Raw genomic sequence first — 25,004 nt, forward strand, 5'->3', positions numbered from 1 at the left:
GGTACGACATGCTCCGTCCCACACCGTTCGACCTCGCCACCGGAACGCTGCTCGGTGTCGGCCCGCCACCGCCGCGTCGGCAGGTGCCGGCCGGCGTGCCGGATCCGTTGGGCGCGCTCGACGCCGCGGTCCTGGCCGGCCTGACCCGCCCACCGTGTGTGGTGAGCTTCTCCGGTGGGCTGGACTCGTCGCTGATCCTGGCGATGGCCGTCCGGGCGGCCCGCCGGGAGGGGTTGCCCGACCCGGTCCCGGTCACCTGGCGGTTCACCGGGGCACCCCGGGCCGACGAGTCGGACTGGCAGCACCGGGTGATCGGGGCGCTGGGGGTCGGCGGGTCGTGGCAGATCCTGCGGGCCGACGACGACCTGGACCTGGTCGGTCCGGTGGCTCGCCGGTTGCTGCACCGCCACGGGGTGGTCCACCCGGTCAACCTGCACCTGCACCTGCCCATCGCCGAGCTGGCGGCCGGCGGCTCGCTGCTCACCGGTGCCGGCGGCGACCAGATCCTGGCGGGGTGGCGTCGTCCACAGGCGTCCTCGCTGCGCGGCCGGCTCTGGTGGCTGCGGCACACCGCGCGTACCCGGCAGGGGCCGGCGGAGATGTTTGCGTGGCTGCGGCCGACAGTCGCCCGGGAGGCGTACCGCGCGCAGCGCGCGGAGCAGCGTGCCGAGCCGCGCCGCCTGCGGCAGCGGATCGCCTGGCACACCCGGCGGCGGGACCTCCGGATGACCTGCTCGGCCCTGGCCGCGCTGGCCGCCGAGCACGAGGCGACCGCGATCCAGCCGCTGCTCGACGAGGGATTCCTGGCCGCGCTGGCGCTGCGCTACGGCGGCCACCGGAACGTCGGCCGGGACCGGCTGCTCGCGGAGATCGTCCAGGGAGCCCTGCCGGCGGAGGTCACCGCGCCCCGCCGCAAGGCCCGCTTCCTCGAGGTGTTCTTCCGGACGCCGACCCGGGAGTTCGTCAGCTCCTGGGACGGCTCCGGCGCCGACGAGGAGGTGGTGGATCCGGAGGCTCTGCGGGCGCTCTGGTCACGCTGGCCGATCCCCGGTGGCACCGCCAGCCTGGTCCAACAGCTCTGGTTGGCCGCCAACCCGCCCGACTCCGCCCGCCGGCCGGAGCGTTCCGACATCGACGTGGAGGTCACATCGTGACAGAGCAGGAGATCGTGCACCGGGTCGACCCGGACCGGGTGGCCTGGCGGGTCGCCGGTGACGAGGTGGTCGTGCTGGACACCCGCAACTCGGTCTACTTCGGATTGGACGCCACCGGCGCGCTGCTGTGGCGACGCCTGGCGACCGGGGCCACGAGCGCCGAGCTGGTCACGGCACTTGTGGAGACCGCCCCGGTGGACCGGGAGCGGGCCCGCGCCGACGTGGCCGCTTTCCTGGCGGACCTGCGCGGGCACGGGCTGCTGGTGCAGCGGCCCTGACCGACGCCGCCGATTGGTCGGGCCGACAAATACCGCCGGTTGGTCGGGGAGCCGGGTGCCGCCGGGCGGCCGGACCGACAGGCGCCGCCGGTGCACCCCACCGCACCACGGGCGGCGCACCCGCCAGCGGTCAGCCGCGATCGTCGCGCCGGGCCGCGCGTACCTCGCTCAGCGCGGCCGGGAGTTGCCCGGCGTTGCGGGCCAGCCGACCCAGGTGCGCCAGCAGCAGACCGACCGGGCCGCGTCGGGCCAGTGGGCTGGCGTGGCGCATCGACGCCGGTGTCGGGAACAGCCGCGGGCCGAGGTGCCGCAGCCGGTCGACCACACCGGACAGCTCAGCGAGCTGCGCGATGGTCAGGGCGGCGGGCGAGGCACGGTGGGCCCGCAGCCACAGTGCTGGCGTGCCCTGCTGGGGCAGTGCCAGCGTGGCGGCCAGGGCCGCGCCGGACGGCGTCAGGCGCAGGCCGAGCGCGAACGACGCGAGCGCGCCGGTCCGCGCGGCGAGGGCGGCCGCCGCTCGCCAGGTGTCGACGGGAAAGACCTCGACCGCCCGCAGCAGGTCGGCACGCGGCCGGTCGGAGCGACCCGGTGCGGCGGCGTGCAGGGCCACCAGCAGGGCGGCGCCCGCCTCGTCCGGCACCGTGACCAGGCCGCCGGCCAGCCTGATCCGCTGCGCCGAGGACCACAGTCCGGTCCACAGCGCCTCCGGATCGGCCACCCCGTGGAAGCCCCGATGCAGGTCGACGGTGAGCGACAGCGGGCCGGGCAGCCGCCAGGGACGCTCGTACCAGTGCGACCTGTGGTCGGGGCGACCCTCCGGCAGGGCGCTGACACAGCCGAGGTCGGCGAGCGCCCGCTGCGCGAGGTCGAAGGAGGCGGGGGCGACGAGCAGGTCGATGTCGACGTAGAGCCGGTGCCCCTCCTGGCCCAGCCGGCGGGCCAGCCCGGCCCCCTTGAGCAGGACGGCGTCCACCCCCCGGTCGGCCAGTGCGGCGGTGACGCCGACCGCGGCCGTGTCGAGGCTCAGGCAGCGGACCGCCTCCGGGAGAGTGCTCACCGGATCGCTGCCACGGCGGAGGTGGCGACGACGGCGTCGGCGACCAGCCGGTGGGTGTCGGCGAGGGCGGCCCAGTCGCGCGGCCGGATCAGCTCCCACGCCGGCAGGGCGGCGAGCGCCAGCAGCGCGGCCGGGTCGGAGCGCAACTGCCCGAACGACCGCTGGCGGGCGAGCCGGGCCAGCAGGGCGCCGCCGGGCAGCCGGGTCAGGGTGACCGCGGCGCCCCAGCGCAGGAACAACCAACCGCCCAGCGGGACGCGGGAGGCGATCGGCGGCAGCCCCACCCGCAGCAGGTCGCCGGCCCGGACCGGCCGGGTGGGCAGGCCCACCCCGGGCACCGGCTGCCGCAGGTCGACACAGCGCGGGCCGGCGAAGGCGTCGGCGCCGTCGACGACAAGGATGTCGTCGGTCAGGATCGGCACATCCCGGGCGGCCAGGGCGGTGAGCAGGCTGCTCTTGCCCGCGGTACGCGGGCCGAGCACCGCCCAGGCCCGGCCGGCGAGCACGAACGCGCCACTGTGGAACGTCTCCCGACCGGCCCATCTGTTGACCGTCGTCGCCACCGGGGCGAGGTACGGGTGGGCCAGCACGTCCGGGGCGAGCGGCGGCCCGTAGAAGGTGGCGGTGCCCCACAGTCGGTCCACGGCGAGGGTTCGGCCGTCGGCGAGGATCCTCGTCCCCCGCGCGTCGTTCAGGGGCGAGGGTGCTGGTGGCGGTACGTGCAGTTGGCCGACCCGGACGGCGGGCCACCCGAGGGCCGCACCGTCGGCCGGGGGCAGCTCGGTCACCCCGTCCAGTCCGTGCACCCGCAACCCGTACACGCCTCGTCCGGAGGTCGGCATGATCTCCCCGCTCATCGTCTGCTCAACGATCATGGATGGCGACGCGATGCGGGTGGCGCTCGTGGAGACGCGCCACCCGCACCCTCAGGAGACGAGCGTCAGCGGATGGTGCCGCTGTCGACCGTCAACTTCTGCGACTCCCTCAGCCGCTTGGCGTCGGCCGCGCGCTGCTTGGTCGCCTTGGCGCCCTTCGCCGATGGCGCCACCGTCGGGACCACGCCCCCGCCGATGGCGTCCACGTCGTACGCCACCCACCACGACCCGGGTGTGTCCACCGTGAAGCTCAACGCGATGTGCACCGAGGCGCCCGGTGCCAGACCACCCAGGTCGAACGGGATCGTCAGGGTGGTGCCCAACCCACCACCCGGTGGGTTGGTCGCCGGCGAGTCCATGTGCAGGTTCCGGACCAGCAGCGTCCGGCCGTCGCTGATGGTGACGGACGTCGTCGGATTGGCTGGGTTGACCAGCCGGAGGTTGGAGTGCACCGCGGGTGACGGTCCGCCGGGGTACGGCGCCCCGTTCGCCGCGCTCAGTGACGTGATCCGGACCCGGGCCTGGGTGATCGCGGCGCTGGACCGGTTGGTCAGCGTCCGCCGGATCACCAGGCTGTTTCCGGTGCGAATCCGGTTGGGGGCAACCGACACGGCCACGTTGGGGTCGAACAACGTGGACTGGATGGAGGCGTTCTGCTGGTAGGTGCCCAGGGTGTTCTGTGGCGACGGGCTGCCCAGCGTGGACGGAACCCCGTTGATCGGGCCGAGCACCGTGGCGACCAGCCGGAAGTCGGCCTGGTTGTTGGCGGTGTCCTGGAGGTTGCCGGCGACCCGGAGCCGGTTCCAGGCGTGCGGGACGAACGGTGGCGCGTTGAAGGCGGGCAGTGGCGCACCCTCGGAGAAGCCAGGTGTCGAGCCCGCCCGGTCGGTGACCGTGTTTGCCGCGTCCGGGGCGACCAGCCGCAGCCCGCCCTGGCCGAGGCTGGGGACGATGAGGTCGGGCTGGATGTTGAACAGGGAATAGTCGGCTGCCGCGATCAGGAAGCCGCGTCGGGGCGCCAACGGCCGGGCGCTGCCCGGGATGGTGACGGTCAGCCCGCCGGGTGCCTCGACCTTGAAGCCGGCGATCGGCAGGTTGATCGCTGTGGAGTTGACGACCGAGACGAACTGGTCGGCGAGCCCGCTGATGCCGGACTGCGCGAACTGGTCGATGACCACCTGGCGGGGCAGCGCCGACACCTCGATCGCCACCTCGTTGGACACCGCCTCGCCCAACGGTCCGGTGCCGTCGTACTGGGCCCGGAACTGGTTGTGCCCGAACGCCGGCACCTGGACGTCGAAGCTGGCCACGTTGAGGGCCAGCGGGAAGGTTCCCAGCGGGGTCTCCACCCCGTTGGGCAACTCGTCGATGAGCGTGACGCTGCCCTCGGCGACGCCGGGGCCGACGATGACCTCGAAGTGCACCGCCGTGCCGAAGGTGGTGGCGTTCGTGGACGCGGTGAGCGTGGCCACGCTCTTGGCCTGCACGAGGATTCGGATGGCCCGGGTGGCGCTCTGGCCGTTGGCGTCGGTCACCCGGACCGTCGACGGGAACGCGCCGACCTGGGTCGGCCGGCCGGACAGCAGGCCGGTCGCCGCGTCGAGGGTGAGCCCGGGCGGCAGTGCGCCGGAGGCCAGGCTCCAGACGAACGGCGCGCTGCCGCCGATGACGTTGAGCTGGTCGGCGTAGGGCGCGTCCACCTCGCCCAGCGGCGGCGGTGGGAAGGTCAGTGTCGGCGCCTGGTTGACGACGAGCACGATCAGTCGGGTGCCGGTCTGGGCGGCTGAGTCGTTGACGCGGATCACCACCGGATATTCCCCGGGGGTGGTCGGTACGCCCGAGATGCCGTTGGTCTGCGGGTTGAGCAGCATCCCCGGTGGCAGCGTGCCCGAGGCGACCGACCAGGTGAAGGGCGGTACGCCGTGCGTGATGTTCAGGGTGGCCGTGTAGGCGATGCCGACGGTCGCCTCGGTCGGGTGGTCGAACAGCAGTGTCGGTGACACGTTCGCGATCACCTGGTCGGACAGCGGCGAGTCGGGGCCGGTGCCCTCGGCGGTGCGGGCGGCCACCGTGAACCGGTAGGGGGTGGTGGGGATCAGACCGGTGACGGTGTTGGTGGTGGACGGTCCGAAGGTCTGAGCGGCCTGGCGTACGCCGTTCACCCAGGGGGTGACGATGTAGTTGGTGATCGGTGAGCCGCCGGTGGAACCGGGGGTCCAGCTCACCAGGGCCGTGGCGGTGTCGGCGGTGACCGCGATGACGGTCGGCGCACCCGGCAGCGCCATGATCTTCGCGCCCGCGGAACGCTTACTGGCCGGGCCGACGCCCTCCGCGTTCTTCGCGGCAACCGTGAAGGTGTAGGTGGCCTTGGCGGTCAGGCCCCCGATCTTCTGGGTGGTCTTCGACTCGTCGAAGGTGACGGTCTTCGCCCTCTTGCCGTTGCGGTACGCGGTGACCACGTACCCGCTGAGGGCCGAGCCGCCGTCAGCCGGCGCCTTCCAGTTCACCGTTGCCGTGCCGGCACGCCAGGAGGCGGTCGGCTTGGCCGGGGCGGCCGGTGGCTGCGCCGGGGCGGCAAGCTCGGCGATTCGCTGCGTGGTGACGGCCGGCGCCGCCACCGGCGCGGACGCGGGTGTGGGGGTGCGGCTCGGGGCGCGGGCCGACGCCGCGGTGGGGGCGACGAGCAGACTGACGAACAGCGCCAGGATTGCGGCGCATGCCGTGACGGCCCGTGGACGGGCACGGAGCACTGGGGACATTGATGTTTTCTCCCTCTCCCGGGGATGAGGGCCACCGCGAACGGGGGAAGGAGGCAGGCGACCGACTGATGGTCCTCGGCGGCCACGCGCCTGCTGCCCCCGGCCGCAGGGCGACTGGCGGAAATCCGACCGTCACTCACGGAATGGCTTTCGCGTATTGAGTGACGGATCTCTATCAACTCCTACCAGTTTTCCCAGGTCAGGCCACATTCGGGCGGGGAAAGTGTCCAGCCGTAGGCGGAGGCTGTCCGAATTGCGACTGCCGTCGCGTCCTTTTGCGGCGGACGCGACGGCAGGGTCGCGTCAGTCCCGGCGCACCGCGAGCTGAAGCTCGGTGACGCCCTGCTCCGGCTGGTCCGGGCAGTAGTCCAGGTACAGCTCGCGGGCGAAGCCGTCGGCGCGGTAGCCGTTGTCGTCGATCCAGCGGGCGAGCACCTGCATGCTCTGGTCGACGTCGTCCATCGCGCCATGATGGAGGATCGTCGCGGCGGCGCCCAGCGCGGGCAGGTCGCGTACCGTGAGGTCGGCGACGCTCGACGGCCCGACCGCGACGGTCACCCCGGCGTGCACCACCACCGCGTCGCCGTCGCCGTCGGCGGCCGGCTCGTACCAGGCGATGCTCGGCCCCGTCGGGGTGATCCCGGCGTCGGCCAGCCGGCGGAACAACTCCGGGTAGAGCGGTCCGATCACCGGCGTGATGTCCTGGCTCTGGTAACTCGCCGCGACCGCGGTCAGCTCCGCGACGCGCACCGGCGCGATCTCCTTCAGAACGACGTCCTGCGTACTCATGGTGCCCTCCGATTCGATCATCCGGAGCCTCGCCTCGACCGCGGCCAGCCGGGCGGCGTCCGCGGCCAGTTGCTCTTCCAACTGGGTACGCCGCAGCCGCAGCATCCCGCGCAGCTCGACCACGTCGACGGCGTCGTCGACGATGACCCGCACCTGCTCGAGGGTGAGGCCCAACTCCTTCAGGGCGATCACCCGGTTGAGCCGGCGCAGCTGGTCCGCGCGGTAGAACCGGTATCCGGTGTGCCTGTCGACAGCGGCCGGACGCAGCAGCCCGATGCTGTCGTAGTGACGCAGCATCCGCACCGACACCCGGCCCAGTCGGGCGAAGTCTCCGATGGTGAACATGGTCCCCTCACGCTCGTCCCTGACACGGTGTCAGGGTCAAGCGTGGGTCAACCGACCGACGAGCGGCGGGCCGGGCGCGGCCCGACCAACCGGCGGACCATCGGCGCGGCGTTCCACCTGGCGGCGCCGACCAGGTCGCGGGCGTGCTCCAGGACCGTGTAGTCGGGACGGTCGAGCCCGTCGGCGATGGCCCGGTCGAGGTCGTTGCCACACCGGCTCAGCACGGTGTCGAAGTCGCGGCGCACCGGTTCCTGCAGGTCGTAGCCGAAGGAGCGGTGCAGCCGGGCGAAGAGCGGCTTGTACAGCCGGACCCGCTCGTGCAGCCCCGACGAGTACGACATCGGGTTCTTCGGCCGCCGCAGGACGTAGTCGGGCAGCACGTCGGCGAACGCCCGCCGGACGATCCACTTCTCCTGCCCGTCGCGCAGCTTCAGGCTCAACGGCAGTCGCATCGCCAACTCCACCACGCTGAGGTCGAGAAACGGCACCCGCGCCTCCACCCCGTGGGCCATGGCGGCCCGGTCGACCCGCTGCAACTCGGTGCGACACAGGTTGCGGATCCGGTGCAGGAACAACCGACGCGCCGCGGCCGGGCCGACCTGGTGGTACATCGGGTACCCACCGAACAGCTCGTCGGAGCCGTCGCCGGTCAGCACCACCTTGACGCCCAGGTCGCGCAGGCGGCGGAAGATCGGCACCGAGACGACGGCGTTGATGATGTCGCCGTACTCGGTCAACTCGGAGATCCGGATCGCCTCACGCACGTCGGCGAGCCGGATGTCGCGCGGACGCAGCTCGACCACGACGTGCGGCACGTCCAGGTCGGCGGCGAGCCGCCGGGCGTACGCGACGTCGGGGCTGTCCGCGACGCCGACCGTCACCGCGACGCAGTCCGGGTGGATGTCGCGCACCTGGCGCAGCATCAGTGAGCTGTCCAGCCCACCGGAGAGCACCACTCCGACGGTCAGGTCGGTCTCCACCCGCATCCGGATGGCGTCGCTCAGCGCGGCACGGACGAGCAGGGCGGCCTCGTCCGGGTCGTCGATGACCGGCAGGCCCGCGCCGATGGTGAGCAGGTCGACGTACGGGTGGAGGCGGACGTGCCCGTCCGCCTCGGCCCACCCGTGGTGCCCGGGTGGCACCTCGACGATCGGAGCGCCGTGCCCGACGAGCGCCTTGACCTCGGAGGCGAGGTGCAGGCAGCCGGGTCGGCGGGACCAGTACAGCGGTTTGACCCCGAGCGGGTCGCGGGCCAGGTAGGCCCGGCCGGTGCTCCGCTCGACGGCCGCGAACGCGTACTCGCCGCGCAGTCGGGTCACCGCCGCCTCGCCCCACTGCTGGAACGCGGCGAGCAGCACCTCGGTGTCGCCCTCGGTGCGAAACGCCTGCCCCAGACGGGTCAACTGCGTGCGCAGCTCCCGGTAGTTGAAGATCTCGCCGTTGAAGCAGAGCAGCCAGCGCTCGTCGGTCGAGGTCCACGGTTGCACCGCCCGGTCCCGGTCGACGACGCGTAGGCGGCGGGTGCCGGCGAGCAGCCCGCGCTCGGACCGGGTCTCGGTGACCTCGCCGCGCGGGGCGAGGACGGCGAGCATCCGCCGGAAGGTCGCCGGGTCGGCCTCGGGGCCGATGCTCAGGGCGATGCCGCACACCGGCTCAGACCCCCATCTCGGCCTCGTACGCGCGGCGGAGGCGCCGCCGGGCGGCGGGCGCCAGGCACAGGTGCCACGCCTGCCCCTCGTCGATCACGTTGATCTCGCCGGCGTCCTGCCGGGCCAGCAGCACGCCCGCGAGCGCCTGGCGCGCGCCGAACCGTTCGAACCAGTTCAGCTCGACGTCGACGGAGTAGCCGAGGCAGTGCCCGCTGGGCAGCATCGCGGCGTAGCCCAACCGGCGCAGCCGGTACTGGTGTTCGGCACTGCGCACCAGGCTTGTCACCCACAGCGGCGGGGTGTGCGGCGGGGCGGCGGCGGCGAACTCCCGTGCGAGGTCGTTGAGCAGCGCCACCACCTCCCGGCGGGCGCGCCGGAACAGCAGCCCGGCGGTCTGCGGGGTGGCGTCCGGGTGCAGTCGACGTCGCAGCCCCCGGGCGGCGCGGCCCAGCAGGGTCGCGGGTTGCTCCTGGTAGCGGAAGCGCAGCAGGTCGCGGCGGCGCAGCCACTCCAGGTCGACCAACTCGGCGCTGCCGTTGACCTGGTCGTCGGTGACGAACGTCGGGGTGTCCTGCCACCACAGCACGTCGATGCGGGAGAGCAGGTAGATCCGCACCAGCGCGCCGAGGTCACGCGCCGAGGTGCGCTCGTTGGGCTGGTAGCGGGCCATCTCCAGCAGCAGCGTCTCGCGCGCCCCGAGCAGGCCCTGCGGGGTGGCGTCGAGGACGGCGGCGAGCGCCGGCTCCCGCAACCGCTCGTCGATGAGCACCTGGCGGGCCCGGGTGCTCGCCGCGTCGGCCAGGGCGCCCACCTCGACCAGCAGTTCGGCGACGGCGACCCGGTAGGCGGCCAGGTCGGGCTCGGCGGGGACCCGGTGGCGCGGGGTGAGGCCGGAGGGTCGGCGGCGGGGCGGCGCGGTGGGCGAGACGGGCGAACCAGGCTGCTGTCCCGGACTACGGCTGGGCACTCGCATGACGGGGGTCCCTTCTCCGCTCACGGCACTGGGTGGATCGCCCTGAACACACCGTAATCAGCCGGACCGGGATGGACCGAACAATCCTCCGATTCACCCCTAAGAGAGCCGGACGTCGCGCTCACGACTACGCCGAACGGCGGCACCTGGCGTACCAGCGCGTGATCAGACGCTGACGGATTGCCGCCATACTTCGTCAATGGCTTCCACCTCGATGACGGCGAACGAAACGGTTGGCGCGGTGAATCCCTTCGCGACGACCACACTGCGGACCGCCCTGGTGATCGTCGCGCACCCGGACGACGAGGCGCTGCTCTGCGGCGGCACCATCGCGCGCATGACCCAGGCCGGGATGGACGTCCACGTCGCCTCCCTGTCGCGCGGAGGGCAGGGTCGCGACAAGGCCTTCGACGCCTGCTGCGAGATCCTCGGGGCATCCGGTGAGGTGGGCGACCTGGCCTCCAACGACCTGCGTACCGACGGGGACCTGGTCACCATCACGGACGCGTTGATCGACGCTCGCCGCCCGGATGTCGTGATCACCCACGGCCCCGGCGCCGGGCAGAACCAGGACCACAACGCGATCTGCCACGCCGTGCGGATCTCCGTCAGCCGCAGCCGTCATCCGACGATGCTCCTGCTCGGCCACCCGACCTTCGCCACCACCGACTTCCGCCCGACGTTCTTCGTGGACGTCACGAACGTCTGGTGCGCCAAGATCGAGGCGCTCGCCGCGTACCGACAGATCCTCGACCGGGACTACATGGCAGAGGAGTACCTACGGGTCAAGAGTCGGTGGTGGGCGCAGGTGGCAGGCCGCGACCGAGGGCTCTGCGAGGCCTTCGAGGTCGGCCTGTGGCGACCCGCTCCGGCCTAAGGCCCAGCGCCAGGCCCTGCACCTCGGCGTACGACGGCAGCCCCGACGGGGCGACGACAGCGCCCGCGCGGACCGCGTCGGCGGCGGCGACGGCCGCGGCGAGCGCGGCCCGAAACAGCAGGGAGCCGGTGCTGACCCGGGCGACCCCGGCCCCGCCCAGTTCGTCGAGCGTTGGCCCGCCCGGCTGGTACAGCGCGTTCAGCGGAGCGTCGATCCGCTCGCCGAGCACGCGCAGCGTCGCCAGGTCGACGGTGCCGGGCACGAAGATCCCGTCCGCCCCCGCGGCCCGGTAGGCACGGGCCCGGGCCAGGGTCTGCGGCAACGGGTCCGGCGTCCCGAGCCACCACGTGTCGACGCGGGCGTTGACGAACAGGTCCGGCACCGCCGCCTTCACCGCCGCCACCCGGTCGGCGACGCACCCCGGATCGGCGAGCGTGCCGTCGGCGCGCCCGTCCTCCAGGTTGATCCCGACCACGCCCAGCCCGGCCAGCTCCGCCACGTACCCGGCGACCGCCGCCGGGTCGTCACCGAACCCGGCCTCGACGTCGACGGTGAGCAGCACCGGCAGGGGGGCCAGCCGGCGGGCCAGGGCCAGGGTTTCCACGGCGGTGGCCGCGACGCCGTCGGGTCGCCCGGCGGTCGCGGCGACCCCGAGGCTGGTGGTGCCGATCGCCCGGTGGCCGCGCGCCGCGAGGGCCGCCGCCGACGCGTGGTCCCAGGCGTTCGGCAGCAGCAGCGGTCGGCCGCCGTGATGCAGGGCGCGGAACTCCGCACACCGGTCGGTCATCGGACGCTCACCTCCAGGGTCTTCGCCACCGCAAGGGTCGGATGCGGCTCGTGGCACAGTGGGGCCGGGGTGCGCCGGCAGCGGTCGCGCAGCACGTCGAGCACCCCGGTGGCGAGGGCCAGGGCGTGCCGGTCGCCGGGGCAGCCGCGCTCCCCCGCCCCGAAGGTCAGCAGGCCAGCGCCGGCACGACCCGGCCGGAACGCCGCCGGCTCGGCGAACACCCCCGGGTCACGGTTCGCCGCGTCGAAGCGCAGCAGCACCTGGCTGTCCGCCGGCAGCTCCCGCCCACCCAGTCGCACCGCGCTCGCGGTGACCCGCCGCGTCGCCCGTACCGGCGGGTCCAGCCGCAGCACCTCGGCCAGCAGCTCCGGCGTCCGCGCCGCGCCCGACGGGTCGCCGCCGGGCCGGGGCAGCAGGTGGTGGGCGGCGGCGCCGATCAGACCGGCGGTCGCGTCGCACGCCTGGACCAGCAGACCGATCACGTTCGCGCGTACCTCCGGCGCGGCCGGCGGCACCACCGCCAGCAGCGTCGCCACCGCCCGGTCGGCCCGCCGGAGGTGAGCCACGTCAACCCCCGGGTGGTACGCCGCCGCGACGACCGCGACCGCCGTCCCGGCGGCGACCGGGTCGGCGAGACCGAGGCGCCCGGCCAGCACCCGCAACGGCACCGACCGGGCCAGTTCACGCATCACGTCGAGGCGGCCACCGGCACGGTCCAGGACGGCGCCGGTCAGCCGGGCCGCCTCCTGCCGCAGGTCGTCCGGGTCCAGCGCGTGGAGCGCGGTGACCACGATCGAGCGGCGCTCGGCGTGCCGGCTCGGCGAGCTGAACCTGCTCACCGAGGCCCGCAGCCAGGCGAGGGTGCCGGGCGGACCGCCGGCGACCACCGGAACCTGAAACGTCGGGTCGGTCAGGGCCGCCCGCACGTCCGCGTGCCGCGTCACCCACCACCCGCGCTCCGGCGCGAACGACGGCGGGCCGCACGCAGGTGTCCCGGCGGCGGGTGCGATGTCGGGCCAGGTGTCAGTCACCGCCCGACGGTAGAACCCGAACCCTTCGGTCCCCGCCGAACGATCCCGCCCCGGCCAGCGGGTCAGGTGCGGCCGCTCGCCGCCCGGCGGGTCAGGCGCTGCCGCTCGCCGGCCAGCGGGTCAGGCGCGGCCGCTCGCCGGTGCCGGGGGCGGGGTGGGCGCGAGGGTGGACGCGGGGACGTCGAGGGTTTCGGCGAGGGCGGCGCGGCCGGCCGGGGAGAGTCGGACCGCGCGGCCGGTGCCCGGGTTGATCCAGCCCAGGTCGGTGAAGCGGGCGCACAGCGCCGCGCCGAGCGCTCCGGCCAGGTGCGGGCGACGCTCGGTCCAGTCCAGACAGTCGCGGACCACCGGGCGTCGAGCGGCGCGCAGGGCATCCACGGGTACGCCCAGCTCGGTCGCCCACGCCCAGCCCTCGGCGGTCACCGTCAACCCGCTGGAGCGGTCCAGTCGTCCGTCGGCCAGCAGCGCGTCGTACATCACCACGCCCAACCGCCCGGCCAGGTGGTCGTAGCAGGTCCGGGCGTACGCCAGGGCGGCGCTGACGGTGGCCGCGCGCAGCGACCCGGCCGGCGCCGGTGGGGCCGGAGCGTGCCCGGCCAGGTCCTCGATCAGCTGGGCCACCGACGGCCCGGCCAGCCGCAGGTAGCGGTGGCGGCCCTGCCGCTCCTCGACCAGCAGGCCGCCGTGGACCAGTCGGGTGAGGTGGTCGCTGGCTGTCGACGGCGCGACACCGGCGCGCCGGGCCAGCTCGCCGGCGGTCCAGGCCCGACCGTCGAGCAACGCCACGCAGATGCCGGCCCGGGTGCCGTCGGCCAGCAGGGCCGCCAACTCGGCCATTGCCCGGCCCTCGGTGCCACCACTCATGCCGCCATCATCGCCCCGACGAGCGACGCGCCGACCACCCGGGTCCGGCGCGCTCCGCCCGGCAGGGTCGGAGGAACTGACGCGCTTGCCTGCCGCCCTACTCTGAAGAGGCCACGACGCCACTTCGGCAAGTCGGGGCCCCTAGCGCCCACACCCTGGGCGGATAGAAGCAGCCGCATGAACTGGACGACGTTCAGAAGCGCCCGCACCCCTCGTCGAATCCGCGCCGTGGCCGACATGCGATTTCCGGCCAGCGCACGCGAGCATCTCCGGAACCGGTACCCCCATCTCAGCGACGACGACATCGCCGTCGTCGAATCCGCGACCCGGCAGTGGTTCCGGCTCGCCGTCCGCCAGAGCGGTGCGAAGCTGGCGATGCCGTCGGTGGTCGTGGGCGACCTGTGGCAGGCGCTGACGCTGCACACGCAGGACTACGCCACCTTCTGCGACGCGGCGTTCGGGCACCCTCTGGACCACCTTCCGAGGTCCGCGACGAGCGACGACCCGACCGACGCCGGCCGCCGCACCCTGCTGCTCGCCACGCTGAACCACGCACGCCGGGACGAGGGAGGCAGCCCGACCAGCCTACCCCTGCTGTTCCGGGTCGACGACGAGCTTCGCATCCCGGGCGGCAGGCGCTACCTGGCCGACTGCGGAGGCCGTGGCGAATGCTTCCCGGTTGCCGAACGGGTCTGCCTGCAACACCTCGCAGGGCTCGGCAAGCGGCCCAAGCCACGCGGCATCCGCGGCGACCTGCCCTTCCTCGACGGCCGCCACGGCTACGGCGGCGGTTCCGGTGGCGTGGGTGGCGGCGACTTCAGTGGCGGAAGCGACGGCGGCGGGGGCGACGGCGGGGGCGGAGGCGGCAACTGAGGCCCGGCCACCTGACGAGCGCGCTCGCCCCGACGGCCCGCGCCAACCCACCCGCGACGGTCCGCGCCGCGGGCCTAACGGGCGCGGCGCTCCGCAGCGGCGTGCCACCAGGCGGGTGGGCTCGGGTTGGTGGCCGCCGCGCTCGGTTGGTCCGGGTGCAGGCCGAGCCCGCGCAGCGCGGCGGCCTGGACACGGACGCCGACCCAGCCGTGCCAGCGACCGTCATCGCCAACGCCACAGGTCAGGTCGACGCGAATCGCGTCGGCCGCCAGAGGCATCCAGTCGATGCCCCGATCACGTAGTCAAGCGCGGACGGCGGCCATCGGCTGCGGGCAACCCCTGGTGTTCGGATAGGCCGCGATGGTGACCCACTCAGTGTCCGGAGCGTTCATGGCGACCATGATTCCTGCTGTCGTCCGGCTTCGGAAGTGCGATCCGCGGGCTCCGGTCACCGTCGTCGCCGCTGCCGCCAGCCCACCGTGGCCCGCACGGCCATCCGGCAGGCGTCGACCAGGTCCGCGTCGAGTTCGACGGCGTGCCGAGCCTGGTATTCGGCCGGCATCGACACCTTGCGGCTCTCGGACGCGACCCGCTCGACCCAGCCGCCTCGGAGCACGTGCGGCGTGAGCACCCGATCCGCGCTGTCCAGGTCGGCTAGGAGCGTCGGCAGGTCGATCCGGTCCGGTGGACCGCCGCCGAGCCCCGCGAAGATCCTCTCGTACGGGCCGCCCTCGAACCCCACCGTGGACGAGACGCCCAGTAACACCCGCCCCTCGCCCGGCGGGCCGACCGCAGTTGGCACGTCGCCGGCCCGCAGGGCGTGGAACGGAAGGATGGCGAACCACCCGTGCGCCGACCAGAGGATGAGCGTCCTCCCGGGCGGGCTGACGTGCACCCGCCACGCGTCGCCGCGCACACCCGTCCAGTCCGGCCACCGCCGGCGGAAGTAGTCACTGGCACCACTCGCCCACCGGCGCGCCAGGCCCGACTCCCGCAGGCACCTGAGGTGGCACTGGCCGTACCGGTCGTCGGTGCCGGACCGGTCCGGTCCGAGGAAGTACGGCGCCAGGTAGAAGTCCTGACCCGACAGGCCGAGCGACAGCCGGCCGCCGAAGCAGCACTGCTCGGGGACACCCGCGTCACGCACCTGAACGTCGTGGGAACCGATATCCCGCACCCGGAACCCCCGCTCCGTCGACGACGCGCCGAACCCTAGCGGAGCCGGGTCAGCGGCGTCACCGTCCGGTCCGATCCGTCGTAGCTGCGGGCGGCGTCGAAGTCACCCGTCGGGCGCTGCCCGCCCGCGACGCCACGGGCCGCTCGCAGGTCGGCGTCGCGGAACCGCAGGGCCAGGCTCAGGTGCGGCACCCACGCCCCCGGGGCGTGCCACGGGCGGTGTCCGTCGGCCTCGGCGAGGACGTCCCAGACGGCGGCGTGCAGCCTGGTCAGCGCCGGCGTCGGCCGGACGAGCCAGACCAGCGGGGCGCTGCCGTCGAGGACGACGACGCGGTCGAGCGCGACCGGCACCGGCAGCGCGGCGTCGAACACCTCGGCCAGGCGGTCCTCGACCCCGGGCGGAAACTCGTCGACGGCGGCGAGGGTCAGGTGCGGCCGGTTGGTCGGGTGGATGGTGCGCGCCAGGCTGGGCAACCCGGCGGCCGCCAACTGCTGCCAGACCGCCCGGACCGCGACCTCCAGGCCAGGCGAGCAGACCAGTTCCACCGTACGCACGCGCCCACGCTAGCCCGGACGGCCGGTGTGGTTGGCACGGATCGCGACCGCGGTCAGAGCCAGCCGTTGTCCCGGGCGGCGCGGACGGCCTCGGCCCGGTCGGCCGCGCCGAGCTTCTGCACGGCGGCGGACAGGTGGTTGCGGACGGTGCCGGTGGACAGGTGCACCCGGCGGGCGATCACCGCGACCGGGGCGCCGAACTCGGCCAGCCGCAGCGTCTCCAGTTCCCGAGGCGTCAGCGGGCACACGGGCAGGGTCAGCGCGTCGGCGGCCAGCGACGGGTCGACGTACCGGCCGCCGGCGTGCACCCGGCGGATCACGTCGGCGAGCGCGCCGCCCGGCGAGCCCTTGGGCACGAAACCGCGCGCCCCGGCGGTCAGCGCCTGCCGCAGGTGCCCGGGACGCCCCTGCCCGGTCAGCACGACCACCGCGCACTCAGGACGGACCCGGGTCAGCTCGGCGGCCACCGCGATGCCGTCGAGACCGGGCATCTCCAGGTCCACCACTGCCACGTCCGGGCGGTGCGCGAGCGTCGCGGTCACCGCCGTGGGTCCGTCGGCGGCCTGGGCCACCACGTCGATGTCCGGCTCCAGGCCGAGCAGCGCGGCGACCGCGACCCGGATCAGGTCCTCGTCGTCGGCGAGCAGGACGCGGATCACGACGTCACCGGCACGGTCGCCTCAAGGGTGAACACGCTGTCCTCCCGGCGGACCCGCAGCTCTCCCCCGGCCGCGGCGAGCCGGTCGGCCAGGCCGCGTAGGCCGTGGCTGTGCGCGTCCGGGCCGCTGTCGTCGGCACCGTCGTTGGCGATTGTCATCCTGGCCCCGTTCTCGTCCCGGTCGATGTGGATCCGGCACCACTCGGCCCGGCTGTGCCGCAGCACGTTTGTGCCCGCCTCGCGCAGCACCGCCGCCAGTTCGGCGGCGGCCGGCTGGGGCAGGTCGACGTGTGGCGGCACCGTGCAGCGCACGCCGCAGGAGCGCAGCACGTCGGCCACGGCGGCCAGTTGCTCACCGAGGTCGACGGCCCGGTAGCCGTGCACGCTCTCGCGGACCTCGGTGAGCGCGGAGGCGGCCAACCGTTGCACCTCGGCGGCCTCCCGCCCGGCCCGCTCCGGGTCGACAGGTGCGAGCCGCGCGGCGAGTTCGGCCTTCAGCGCGATCACGGTGAGGCTGTGCCCCAGCAGGTCGTGCACGTCACGGGCGAAGCGCAGCCGCTCCTCGGCGGCGGCCAGCCGGGCCTGGGCGGCCTGACCCTGCCGGGCCTCCACCAGCAGGTCCCAGAACCAGACCTGGAACCAGTTGACCGCGGCCACGCCCACCCCGACGCCGCCGGTCACGGCCAGGGACCGCCCCACGGACCCGCCGGTCCACCAGGCGACCGCCGCCGACACGAGCAGGGTGCCGGCGGTGACCGCCAGCGCGCCCGGGAGGCCTACCAGCAAGGGGGCCATCCCGACCAGGGAGGCCCCGATCCACGCCCAGGTCGGCCAGGCCCCGGCCGCGACCGGGGCCACCAACGGAACGGTCAGCGCCGCCCCGACGACAAGGCCGAGCTGGGCGCGACGTCGCCACCGTTGCGCGAGCCAGGGGGTGACCGCCGCGTACAGCAGAGCGGTCTGGGTGGCCGCGAAGACGAGGATCCCGACCGCGCCGAGCACGACGCGGCCAGCGGACGGCTCCCGGGTCAGGCCGACCGCGGGCAGCAGGACGCCCGCCCACACGCCGGTGGCCAGCGACAGCAGCGTCGCCCGCCGAGCCCGGCGCAGTCGGCGGTCCGCCCGGGGGGTCACCACCTCGCTCGTCACGCACCGATCCTAGGACCGCCCGGCGCTCGGTCCACCCATGCGAGATGTCACGGTCGGACCGTGCGATCCGCGCGGGATTCCGGTGACGGACGCGCCTGCCGACCGCGCCGGGACCCCGGCAGGGTCAACGGCATGGACAACACACTTGTGTACGCGGACAGCAGCACTGTCGCGCCGTCGCCGTCGCCGGCCGCGCCCGGCGGCCGCACGCGGCGGCTGTGGTGGCATCTCGCCGAGATGGCGTTGGCGATGGTCGTCGGGATGCTGCTGCTCGGGCCCCTGTGGGACGCGGCCGGCGTCCCGCTCGGGCTGAGCGGGACGCTGGGCCGGCCGGACGTCGCCGCGCTGGTGATGGCCACGAACATGACGATCGGGATGACGGTGTGGATGCGCTACCGGGCGCACCACTGGCGTGGGGTCGTCGAGATGGCCGCGGCGATGTACGTGCCGTTCCTGTTGGTGCTGGTGCCGTTCTGGGCCGGCCGGCTGGACGGCGAGGCCCTGATGCTCGGCGGTCACCTGCTGATGGTGCCGGCGATGGTGCTGGTGGCGGTGCGTCACCGGCACGAGTCGCCGGTCGCGGTACGCCGGCATCCGGCCGTGGTGGCGCTGGCCCGCCGCTGGCCGGCCGGGCTGGCGCTGCTCATGACTGTGGAACTGTGGGTCGAGCCGAGGATCCTCAGCCCGTGGACGATGCTGGTGCTGCCCGGCGGGTACCTGCTGATCGGTGTGGCCCGACGGACCCTGCGCGGGCCGGGCGTGCTCGCCACCCAACTGGTCGGCCTGGTCGTCTGGGTCGCGCTGACGCTGACCGCGGTCGCGGTCGGGGGTCGGACGGCGGCGTGGCTGGTGGCGCTCGGTTGGCTTGTGCACGGCGGGTGGGACCTGGTCCACCACCGCACCGGCCGGGTGGTGCCAGGCGGGTACGCCGAGTGGTGCGGCGTGCTCGACGTGACGCTGGGGGGCATCATGATCGTGGCAATCCTGACCGGCGCCGTCTGACGGGGGCGATCTGGTGTCGCTGGGCGCCGATCGCGCACTTGTGGCGGTCGGCGCAGCGGCGTGGACGGCGTAATGAAAGGCTTGGCACATGAGTTCCGCACCTGCACAGCACGACGCACCGACTGACGCACCGATTGACGCCGTCCCCGCCGACGCCGAAGAGGTGTACGCCTTCACCGAGCTCGGGCTGCGTCCCGAGCTGCTGGGCGCGCTGTCCGCCCTCGGTTACGAGGAGCCGACCCCGATCCAGCGGGAGGCGATCCCACCCCTGCTGGAGGGTCGGGACCTGCTGGGCCAGGCCGCCACCGGCACCGGCAAGACGGCGGCGTTCGCGCTCCCGCTGCTCAACCTCATGACGGCCCACCGCCAGGGTGGTGACCCGGTGGCGCTGGTGTTGGTGCCGACCCGGGAGCTGGCGGTGCAGGTCTCCGAGGCGTTCCACCGCTACGGCAAGGACCTGGGCGCCCGGGTGCTGCCGATCTACGGTGGGCAGCCGATCGGGCGGCAGCTGCGGGCACTCGACAACGGTGTCGACGTGGTGGTGGCCACCCCGGGGCGGGCCCTGGACCACATCGCCCGGGGCACCCTGCGCCTGGGCGGGCTGGCCACGGTGGTGCTCGACGAGGCCGACGAGATGCTCGACATGGGCTTCGCCGAGGACATCGAGGCGATCCTGGAGCACGCTCCGGCGGAGCGTCAGACGGTGCTCTTCTCGGCCACCATGCCGTCGCGCATCGACGGGATGGCCCGGCAGCACCTGCGCGAGCCGGTCCGGATCGAGATCGGCCGGGAGCAGACGGTCGCGGGCGAGGCGCCCCGGGTGCGGCAGAGCGCGTACATCGTGACCCGGGCCCACAAGCCGGCCGCGTTGGGCCGGGTGCTGGACGTGGAGTCGCCCACCGCGGCGATCGTGTTCTGCCGCAGCCGGGAAGAGGTCGACCGGCTGACCGAGACGATGAACGGGCGGGGTTACCGCTCCGAGGCGCTGCACGGCGGGATGAGCCAGGAGCAGCGCGACCGGGTGATGGGCCGGCTGCGGGCGGGCACCGCCGACCTGCTGGTGGCCACCGACGTGGCGGCCCGTGGGCTGGACGTCGAGCAGCTCACCCACGTGGTCAACTACGACGTGCCGTCCGCGCCGGAGTCGTACGTGCACCGGATCGGTCGGGTGGGCCGGGCCGGCCGCGAGGGCGTGGCGATCACCCTCGCCGAGCCGCGTGAGCACCGGATGCTCAAGACCATCGAGCGGGTGACCGGCCAACGGATCACCATCGACAAGATCCCCACCGTGGCCGACATGCGGACGCGGCGGTTGGAGCTGACCCAGGCGGCGCTGCGGGAGAGCCTGTTGGAGGACGACCTCGACCCGTACCGGGTGATCGTGGAGACGCTCACCGACGAGTTCGACCTGATGGAGGTCGCCCTCGCCGCCGTGAAGCTGGCCCACGAGGTGACGTCGCCGGGCTCCGACGACGAGGAGGAGATCCCTCAGGTCCCGGTGCGCGGTCCGCGCGAGGGTCGACCGGAGAGCGGCGGCCGGGGCGGCGACCGGCGGGGCGGAGGCCGGCCGCGCTCGGGCGGCGGCAACACCGTCCAGGTCTTCGTCGGCCTGGGCCGGCGGGCCGGGGTGCGCCCGCAGGATCTGGTGGGCGCGATCACCGGGGAGACCGGGATCCGTGGCCGGGACATCGGCTCGATCGAGATCGCCGACCGGTTCTCGTTGGTGGAGGTGCCGCAGGGCGTGGCCGACGAGGTGATCTCCGGGTTGCGGCAGAGCACGATCAAGGGCCGCAAGGCGACCGTGCGCCGCGACCGCGGGGGCGACGAGCGCTGAGCACGCCGCCGGCGACCGCCGGCCTGAGTACGCCGCCGGCGACCGCCGGGTTCGACGGTCGCCGGCGCGGCGGATCAGAAGGAGTACGGCCCGAAGCGGCCCCAGGCCACCACGGCGGCGAGCACGAGCAGCACCGCGCAGGTGATCGCGCCCTGGATCTCCGTGCGACGCTCGGCCGCCGTGTCGCGCTGCTTCCTGTCGCGCAGGTGCACGGAGATGCCGCCGATCATGACGATGACCAGCCCGGCGGCGGCGAGTGGGGTGAGCACGGTGGCGACGTCGGCGAGCGGGGGCAGCACCAGCCCGACGGCGGCCAGCAACTCGACCGCGCCGAGCGCCTTGACCTGGGTCGGCGGGACCGGGTCGACCCACCGCATCAGCTCGCGCAGCTTGTCCTTGGGTTGGGTCAGCTTGGCGAAGCCGGCGCCGGCGAAGACGGCGGCGAGCAGGATCTGGATGATCCAGAGCACCAGGTTCACGGGGGTTCCTCCAGGGGACCGCCTCGCGGCGGAGAGGTAGTTGAGGATTCAAGCGAGACAGTAGACCTCCCCCCGCGTACCAAAGGACCCCCGCCGTCTCCGATGACGGCGGGGGTCCTTTTTCGCGCAGCGTCAGACCGTGAAGAGGGCCGGACCGTCCAGCGCCTCGACCTCGGCCGGGCGCAGCGCCAGGGCGAGCACGTCGGCCACGTCGGCCAGGGTGTGCACGGTCAGCGCCTCGCGCACCTCGGTCGGCAGGTCGTCCAGGTCGGGCTCGTTACGCGCCGGGATGATCACCTCGGTGAGGCCGGCCCGGTGTGCGGCGAGCAGCTTCTGCTTCACCCCACCGATCGGCAGCACCCGACCGGAGAGCGTCACCTCGCCGGTCATCCCGAACTCGGGGCGCACCGGCCGGCCGGTGACCAGCGAGGCCAGGGCCGTGACCATGGTGATGCCGGCGCTCGGACCGTCCTTGGGCACCGCGCCCGCCGGGAAGTGGACGTGGATCCGGCGTCCCGCGAGAGCGTTCGGGTCGATGCCGAACCGCCGCCCGTTGGAGCGCAGGTAGGAGAGGGCGATCTGCGCCGACTCCTTCATCACGTCGCCGAGCTGGCCGGTCAGGGTCAGCCCCGGCTCGCCCTCCATGCTTGTCGCCTCGATGAAGAGCACGTCCCCGCCGGCGCCGGTGACGGCGAGGCCGGTTGCCACGCCGGGCACGGCGGTGCGCTCGGCCGACTCCGGGGTGAACTTCGGTCGTCCCAGGTAGCCCGTGAGGTTGTCCTTGTCGACGCGTACCGGGGTCGGGTCGGTCGCCAGCGTCACCGCCACCTTGCGCAGGATCTTGGCGAGGCCACGTTCGAGCTGCCGGACTCCGGCCTCCCGGGTGTACTCCCCCGCGATCAGCGCGAGAGCGTCGTCGGCGACGCTCACCTCGTCGGCGGTCAGCCCGGCCCGCTCCCGCTGCCGGGGCAGCAGGTGGTCGCGGGCGATGGCGACCTTCTCGTCCTCGGTGTAGCCGTCCAGGGTGACCAGCTCCATCCGGTCCAGCAGCGGGCCGGGGATGGACTCCACCACGTTGGCGGTGGCCAGGAACAGCACGTCGGACAGGTCCAGGTCGACCTCCAGGTAGTGGTCCCGGAAGGTGTGGTTCTGCGCCGGGTCGAGCACCTCCAGCAGGGCGGCGGCCGGGTCGCCGGCGTAGCCGGCGGAGACCTTGTCCACCTCGTCGAGGAGCACGACCGGGTTCATCGAGCCGGCCTCGCGCAGCGCGCGGACGATCCGGCCGGGCAGCGCGCCCACGTAGGTGCGCCGGTGACCGCGGATCTCCGCCTCGTCGCGGACGCCGCCGAGCGAGACCCGGACGAAGTTACGCCCGAGTGCCCGCGCCACGGACTCGCCGAGGCTGGTCTTGCCCACTCCGGGAGGGCCGGCGAGGGCGAGGACCGCGCCGGAGCCGCGACCGCCGACCACGCCGAGGTTGCGCTCGGCCCGCCGGTTGCGCACGGCCAGGTACTCCAGGATGCGGTCCTTCACGTCGGCCAGGCCGGCGTGGTCGGCGTCGAGCACCGCCCGGGCCGCGGCCAGGTCGGTGTTGTCCTCGGTACGCGTGCCCCACGGCATCTCCAGCACCGTGTCGAGCCAGGTGCGGATCCAGCCCGCCTCCGGTGAGGCGTCACTGGCCCGCTCCAACTTGCCGACCTCGCGCATGGCCGCCTCGCGGACCTTCTCCGGCAACTCGGCGGACTCGACCCGGGACCGGTAGTCGGCCGAGCCGTCCGGCTCGTCCTCGCCCAGCTCCTTGCGGATCGCGGCGAGCTGCTGACGCAGCAGGAACTCCCGCTGGGACTTCTCCAGCCCCTCCCGGACGTCACTGTTGATCTGCTCGGTGACCTCCTGCTCGGCCAGGTAGTCCTTCACCCAGCCGACAAGCAGCTCCAACCGGGCGGTGACGTCCGGCGCGGCGAGCAGTTCGGTCTTCTGGTCCAGGGTCAGCCAGGGCGCGTAGCCGGCCGAGTCGGCCAGCTCGGACAGGTCGGTCATCCGCTCCACCGCGTCGATGACCTGCCAGGCGCCCCGTTGCTGGAGCACGGAGGTCACCAGGGCGCGGTACTCGCGGGCGAGTTCCCGGGCGCGGCCGGCGGGAGCGGGTTCGTCGAGTTCGGTCGCCTCGACCCAGAGGGCGGCGCCGGGGCCAGGCACGCCGGAGCCGATCCGGGCCCGGGACAGGCCGCGGATGACGGCGGCGGGCTCACCCTCGGGGAGCCGGCCGACCTTCTCGATGGTGGCGACGACGCCGACCGGGCCGTACTCGCCGTCGATGCGCGGCACGGCCAGCAGTTTGCGATCGCCGGTCGCCCGTGCCGCGTCGATCGCGGCCTGGGTGGTCGGGTCGAGGGTCACCGGGATGACCATGCCGGGCAGCAGCACGGCGTCGGTCAGGGGAAGTACCGGAAGAGTTGCCATCGAACACCTGCTATCGCGTTGAGTTGAGCGTGTCTGGCTCAAGTAACAAAGCGTTCCCCTTGTTCCGGACTGTGACCCAGACCACTTCGGGGAGGGTTCCGGCAGGCTCCCCTCGTTCGGTGCGTACCCGCATGATCGGCACCCACCGGGGAACGGCGCAGACATGCCGGGAGACACCACCATCCGACTCGTCGTCGTGGACGATCACCCCCTTTTTGTCCGCGGCCTCGAATCGCTGCTCCCGATCACCGGCGCGGGCCGCGCCGAGGTGGTCGCCTCGACCGGCGACGCCGCCTCCGCCGCGACGCTTGTCGGCCGCTGCCGGCCCGACCTGGTCCTTGTCGACCTGCACCTGCCAGCGCCGGGTGGGATCCGGGCGGTGGCCGCGATCCGGCGGGCCACCCCACGGGTACGGGTGGTCGCGATGTCCGGCGGCGTCGACCCCGCCGCGGCGCTGGAAGCGCTGCGGGCCGGGGCCGAGGGGTTCCTGCCCAAGACCAGCGAACCGGAGGAACTGCTGCCCCCACTGCTGGCCATTCTCGGCGGCTGGGCGGTGCTCCCGGCCGAATTGTTACGTGCCATGACGCGGCCCACGCACGCCACCTCGGTCGACCTGGACGGCGAGGAACGGCGGCTGCTGCGCGCGATCGCCGCCGGCCGCAAGACCGTCGACATCGCCGAAGAACTGCACGTCTCGGAACGGACGGTGAAACGGATGACCGCCGCGTTGCTGCGCAGGCTGCGGGTGTCCAACCGGGCCGAGGCGGCCGCCGTGGCCGGGCACACCGGCCTGCTCCATCATTGAGGCTCCACCATCGGCACCGTTTCACGGTTTTTTCGGTAACGGAATCGCGACGCGCCGAATGGGACGCTTATTGTTGCGGATTACCGGGGTGATAGGTCAGACTTTGGACACATCCCGCCGCACACAGGGAGTAATCGGCAATGGCGAGAAAAGTAATCACGGTCCTGACCGACGACCTGGACGGCGGCAAGGCCGACCGGACGGTCGAGTTCAGTCTCGACGGAGTGGCCTACACGATCGACGTCTCGGACGAAAATGCCGGCGTCTTGCGTAAGGCACTGGACCCCTACATCAATGCGGGTCGGCGGATCGGCCGCGGTCCGGTGGAGAGCGCCCGATCGATCCGGAGGCCGGGGCGACCCACCGGCGCCGGAATGGATCGGGAGCAGAACCGGGCCATCCGGGAATGGGCCGTCAAGAACGGCTACAAGATTTCCGAGCGGGGCCGGATCCCGGTTGAGGTCGTCGAGGCGTACAAGGCGCGCTGACGCGCGAGTTGCCGACGGGGTCCCGCTGTGACGGCGGGGCCCCGTCGGGTTGTCCGGCACCAGAAACGACGGTGGCCGGTCACC

24 protein-coding genes are annotated in these 25,004 nt (G+C 73.6%); 8 read left to right on the plus strand and 16 right to left on the minus strand.

The features are described from left to right. The first annotated feature begins 8 nt into the window (after positions 1-8). Positions 9-1,154 (plus strand): asparagine synthase-related protein, encoded by a 1,146-nt coding sequence (locus ACGFH8_RS23505; protein ID WP_393370578.1) that lies wholly within the window; start codon positions 9-11, stop codon positions 1,152-1,154. After that, complete coding sequence (locus ACGFH8_RS23510; protein WP_393370581.1) at positions 1,151-1,432, plus strand: PqqD family protein; 282 nt, start codon at positions 1,151-1,153, stop codon at positions 1,430-1,432. Before ACGFH8_RS23505 ends, ACGFH8_RS23510 begins: the two co-directional genes overlap by 4 nt. A gap of 130 nt (positions 1,433-1,562) precedes the next feature. Here the strand turns inward: ACGFH8_RS23510 and ACGFH8_RS23515 are convergent, their stop codons facing one another. The 6 genes from ACGFH8_RS23515 to ACGFH8_RS23540 all read right to left on the minus strand — a co-directional run bounded on the left by ACGFH8_RS23515 (position 1,563) and on the right by ACGFH8_RS23540 (position 9,879). Further along, complete coding sequence (locus ACGFH8_RS23515; protein WP_393370583.1) at positions 1,563-2,489, minus strand: nucleotidyltransferase family protein; 927 nt, start codon at positions 2,487-2,489, stop codon at positions 1,563-1,565. Further along, positions 2,486-3,364 carry a hypothetical protein gene (locus ACGFH8_RS23520; protein WP_393370585.1) on the minus strand — a complete coding sequence of 293 codons (879 nt, stop codon included), beginning with the start codon at positions 3,362-3,364 and terminating at the stop codon, positions 2,486-2,488. Before ACGFH8_RS23520 ends, ACGFH8_RS23515 begins: the two co-directional genes overlap by 4 nt. A 65-nt stretch (positions 3,365-3,429) precedes the next feature. Beyond that, positions 3,430-6,123, minus strand: a complete 2,694-nt coding sequence (locus tag ACGFH8_RS23525) for a fibronectin type III domain-containing protein (RefSeq protein WP_393370588.1) — start codon at positions 6,121-6,123, stop codon at positions 3,430-3,432. A 303-nt stretch (positions 6,124-6,426) separates the two neighbouring features. Continuing rightward, positions 6,427-7,257, minus strand: a complete 831-nt coding sequence (locus tag ACGFH8_RS23530; RefSeq protein WP_393370590.1) for a MerR family transcriptional regulator — start codon at positions 7,255-7,257, stop codon at positions 6,427-6,429. A 47-nt stretch (positions 7,258-7,304) separates the two neighbouring features. Continuing rightward, positions 7,305-8,906 (minus strand): asparagine synthetase B family protein, encoded by a 1,602-nt coding sequence (locus ACGFH8_RS23535; protein WP_393370593.1) that lies wholly within the window; start codon positions 8,904-8,906, stop codon positions 7,305-7,307. Positions 8,907-8,910: 4 nt separating this feature from the next. Beyond that, entirely contained in the window at positions 8,911-9,879 is a 969-nt protein-coding gene (locus ACGFH8_RS23540; protein ID WP_393370596.1) for a DUF5715 family protein, read from the minus strand. Positions 9,880-10,078: 199 nt separating this feature from the next. Here ACGFH8_RS23540 and ACGFH8_RS23545 point away from each other — a divergent pair, with 199 nt between their 5' ends. Then, positions 10,079-10,756: a PIG-L deacetylase family protein gene (locus ACGFH8_RS23545; protein WP_393370598.1), complete on the plus strand. Its 678-nt coding sequence runs from the start codon at positions 10,079-10,081 to the stop codon at positions 10,754-10,756. On the opposite strand, the gene ACGFH8_RS23550 is transcribed toward ACGFH8_RS23545, so the two are convergent. The 3 genes from ACGFH8_RS23550 to ACGFH8_RS23560 all read right to left on the minus strand — a co-directional run bounded on the left by ACGFH8_RS23550 (position 10,665) and on the right by ACGFH8_RS23560 (position 13,438). Next, positions 10,665-11,543: an isocitrate lyase/phosphoenolpyruvate mutase family protein gene (locus ACGFH8_RS23550; protein WP_393370600.1), complete on the minus strand. Its 879-nt coding sequence runs from the start codon at positions 11,541-11,543 to the stop codon at positions 10,665-10,667. The two genes, ACGFH8_RS23545 and ACGFH8_RS23550, sit on opposite strands and share 92 nt — an antisense overlap. Further along, complete coding sequence (locus tag ACGFH8_RS23555; protein ID WP_393370603.1) at positions 11,540-12,574, minus strand: cytochrome P450; 1,035 nt, start codon at positions 12,572-12,574, stop codon at positions 11,540-11,542. Before ACGFH8_RS23555 ends, ACGFH8_RS23550 begins: the two co-directional genes overlap by 4 nt. Positions 12,575-12,694: 120 nt before the next feature. Beyond that, positions 12,695-13,438 (minus strand): ArsR/SmtB family transcription factor, encoded by a 744-nt coding sequence (locus tag ACGFH8_RS23560; protein WP_393370606.1) that lies wholly within the window; start codon positions 13,436-13,438, stop codon positions 12,695-12,697. Between the two features lie 228 nt (positions 13,439-13,666). On the opposite strand from ACGFH8_RS23560, the gene ACGFH8_RS23565 reads away from it, so the two are divergent. Next, the gene (locus ACGFH8_RS23565) at positions 13,667-14,311 is read left to right on the plus strand and encodes a hypothetical protein (RefSeq protein ID WP_393370608.1); all 645 of its coding nucleotides are present in this window, start codon (positions 13,667-13,669) and stop codon (positions 14,309-14,311) included. Positions 14,312-14,385: 74 nt separating this feature from the next. Here ACGFH8_RS23565 and ACGFH8_RS23570 read toward each other — a convergent pair whose 3' ends face one another. The 5 genes from ACGFH8_RS23570 to ACGFH8_RS23590 all read right to left on the minus strand — a co-directional run bounded on the left by ACGFH8_RS23570 (position 14,386) and on the right by ACGFH8_RS23590 (position 17,849). After that, positions 14,386-14,589 (minus strand): hypothetical protein, encoded by a 204-nt coding sequence (locus ACGFH8_RS23570; RefSeq protein ID WP_393370611.1) that lies wholly within the window; start codon positions 14,587-14,589, stop codon positions 14,386-14,388. A 170-nt stretch (positions 14,590-14,759) separates the two neighbouring features. Beyond that, entirely contained in the window at positions 14,760-15,458 is a 699-nt protein-coding gene (locus ACGFH8_RS23575; protein WP_393370614.1) for a hypothetical protein, read from the minus strand. 65 nt (positions 15,459-15,523) lie between these two features. Continuing rightward, the gene (locus tag ACGFH8_RS23580; RefSeq protein ID WP_393370617.1) at positions 15,524-16,042 is read right to left on the minus strand and encodes a 2'-5' RNA ligase family protein; all 519 of its coding nucleotides are present in this window, start codon (positions 16,040-16,042) and stop codon (positions 15,524-15,526) included. 53 nt (positions 16,043-16,095) lie between these two features. Further along, complete coding sequence (locus ACGFH8_RS23585) at positions 16,096-16,701, minus strand: DNA-binding response regulator (RefSeq protein ID WP_393370620.1); 606 nt, start codon at positions 16,699-16,701, stop codon at positions 16,096-16,098. After that, positions 16,698-17,849 carry a sensor histidine kinase gene (locus ACGFH8_RS23590; RefSeq protein WP_393370622.1) on the minus strand — a complete coding sequence of 384 codons (1,152 nt, stop codon included), beginning with the start codon at positions 17,847-17,849 and terminating at the stop codon, positions 16,698-16,700. Before ACGFH8_RS23590 ends, ACGFH8_RS23585 begins: the two co-directional genes overlap by 4 nt. 132 nt (positions 17,850-17,981) lie before the next feature. Between ACGFH8_RS23590 and ACGFH8_RS23595 the strand changes: the two genes are divergently transcribed. Then, entirely contained in the window at positions 17,982-18,851 is an 870-nt protein-coding gene (locus ACGFH8_RS23595) for a hypothetical protein (RefSeq protein WP_393370625.1), read from the plus strand. A gap of 88 nt (positions 18,852-18,939) precedes the next feature. Next, the gene (locus ACGFH8_RS23600; protein ID WP_393370627.1) at positions 18,940-20,685 is read left to right on the plus strand and encodes a DEAD/DEAH box helicase; all 1,746 of its coding nucleotides are present in this window, start codon (positions 18,940-18,942) and stop codon (positions 20,683-20,685) included. Positions 20,686-20,759: 74 nt separating this feature from the next. On the opposite strand, the gene ACGFH8_RS23605 is transcribed toward ACGFH8_RS23600, so the two are convergent. Together ACGFH8_RS23605 and lon are read right to left on the minus strand one after the other, a co-directional pair. Next, positions 20,760-21,164 (minus strand): DoxX family protein, encoded by a 405-nt coding sequence (locus ACGFH8_RS23605; protein WP_393370630.1) that lies wholly within the window; start codon positions 21,162-21,164, stop codon positions 20,760-20,762. A 132-nt stretch (positions 21,165-21,296) separates the two neighbouring features. Further along, on the minus strand, positions 21,297-23,627 hold the full coding sequence (gene lon / locus ACGFH8_RS23610; protein ID WP_393370632.1) for an endopeptidase La: 2,331 nt from the start codon (positions 23,625-23,627) through the stop codon (positions 21,297-21,299). A 163-nt stretch (positions 23,628-23,790) separates the two neighbouring features. On the opposite strand from lon, the gene ACGFH8_RS23615 reads away from it, so the two are divergent. Further along, positions 23,791-24,432 carry a response regulator gene (locus ACGFH8_RS23615; protein WP_393370635.1) on the plus strand — a complete coding sequence of 214 codons (642 nt, stop codon included), beginning with the start codon at positions 23,791-23,793 and terminating at the stop codon, positions 24,430-24,432. Between the two features lie 140 nt (positions 24,433-24,572). After that, positions 24,573-24,920 carry an Lsr2 family protein gene (locus tag ACGFH8_RS23620; protein WP_357076739.1) on the plus strand — a complete coding sequence of 116 codons (348 nt, stop codon included), beginning with the start codon at positions 24,573-24,575 and terminating at the stop codon, positions 24,918-24,920. Positions 24,921-25,004: the final 84 nt, after the last annotated feature.

Origin of the sequence: Micromonospora sp. NPDC049175, assembly GCF_043197345.1 — a bacterium.
In the GTDB taxonomy this organism is placed as follows: Bacteria; Actinomycetota; Actinomycetes; order Mycobacteriales; family Micromonosporaceae; genus Micromonospora.

Excerpts from the sequence above, each read along its gene's own strand:
- ACGFH8_RS23540 (WP_393370596.1), bottom strand. The coding sequence starts at position 9,879 with ATGCGAGTGCCCAGCCGTAGTCCGGGACAGCAGCCTGGTTCGCCCGTC.
- ACGFH8_RS23530 (WP_393370590.1), bottom strand. The coding sequence starts at position 7,257 with ATGTTCACCATCGGAGACTTCGCCCGACTGGGCCGGGTGTCGGTGCGG.
- ACGFH8_RS23550 (WP_393370600.1), bottom strand. The coding sequence starts at position 11,543 with ATGACCGACCGGTGTGCGGAGTTCCGCGCCCTGCATCACGGCGGCCGA.
- ACGFH8_RS23560 (WP_393370606.1), bottom strand. The coding sequence starts at position 13,438 with ATGAGTGGTGGCACCGAGGGCCGGGCAATGGCCGAGTTGGCGGCCCTG.
- ACGFH8_RS23525 (WP_393370588.1), bottom strand. The coding sequence starts at position 6,123 with ATGTCCCCAGTGCTCCGTGCCCGTCCACGGGCCGTCACGGCATGCGCC.
- ACGFH8_RS23595 (WP_393370625.1), top strand. The coding sequence starts at position 17,982 with ATGGACAACACACTTGTGTACGCGGACAGCAGCACTGTCGCGCCGTCG.
- ACGFH8_RS23570 (WP_393370611.1), bottom strand. The coding sequence starts at position 14,589 with ATGCCTCTGGCGGCCGACGCGATTCGCGTCGACCTGACCTGTGGCGTT.
- ACGFH8_RS23545 (WP_393370598.1), top strand. The coding sequence starts at position 10,079 with ATGGCTTCCACCTCGATGACGGCGAACGAAACGGTTGGCGCGGTGAAT.
- ACGFH8_RS23620 (WP_357076739.1), top strand. The coding sequence starts at position 24,573 with ATGGCGAGAAAAGTAATCACGGTCCTGACCGACGACCTGGACGGCGGC.
- ACGFH8_RS23520 (WP_393370585.1), bottom strand. The coding sequence starts at position 3,364 with ATGATCGTTGAGCAGACGATGAGCGGGGAGATCATGCCGACCTCCGGA.
- lon (WP_393370632.1), bottom strand. The coding sequence starts at position 23,627 with ATGGCAACTCTTCCGGTACTTCCCCTGACCGACGCCGTGCTGCTGCCC.
- ACGFH8_RS23615 (WP_393370635.1), top strand. The coding sequence starts at position 23,791 with ATGCCGGGAGACACCACCATCCGACTCGTCGTCGTGGACGATCACCCC.
- ACGFH8_RS23505 (WP_393370578.1), top strand. The coding sequence starts at position 9 with ATGCTCCGTCCCACACCGTTCGACCTCGCCACCGGAACGCTGCTCGGT.
- ACGFH8_RS23600 (WP_393370627.1), top strand. The coding sequence starts at position 18,940 with ATGAGTTCCGCACCTGCACAGCACGACGCACCGACTGACGCACCGATT.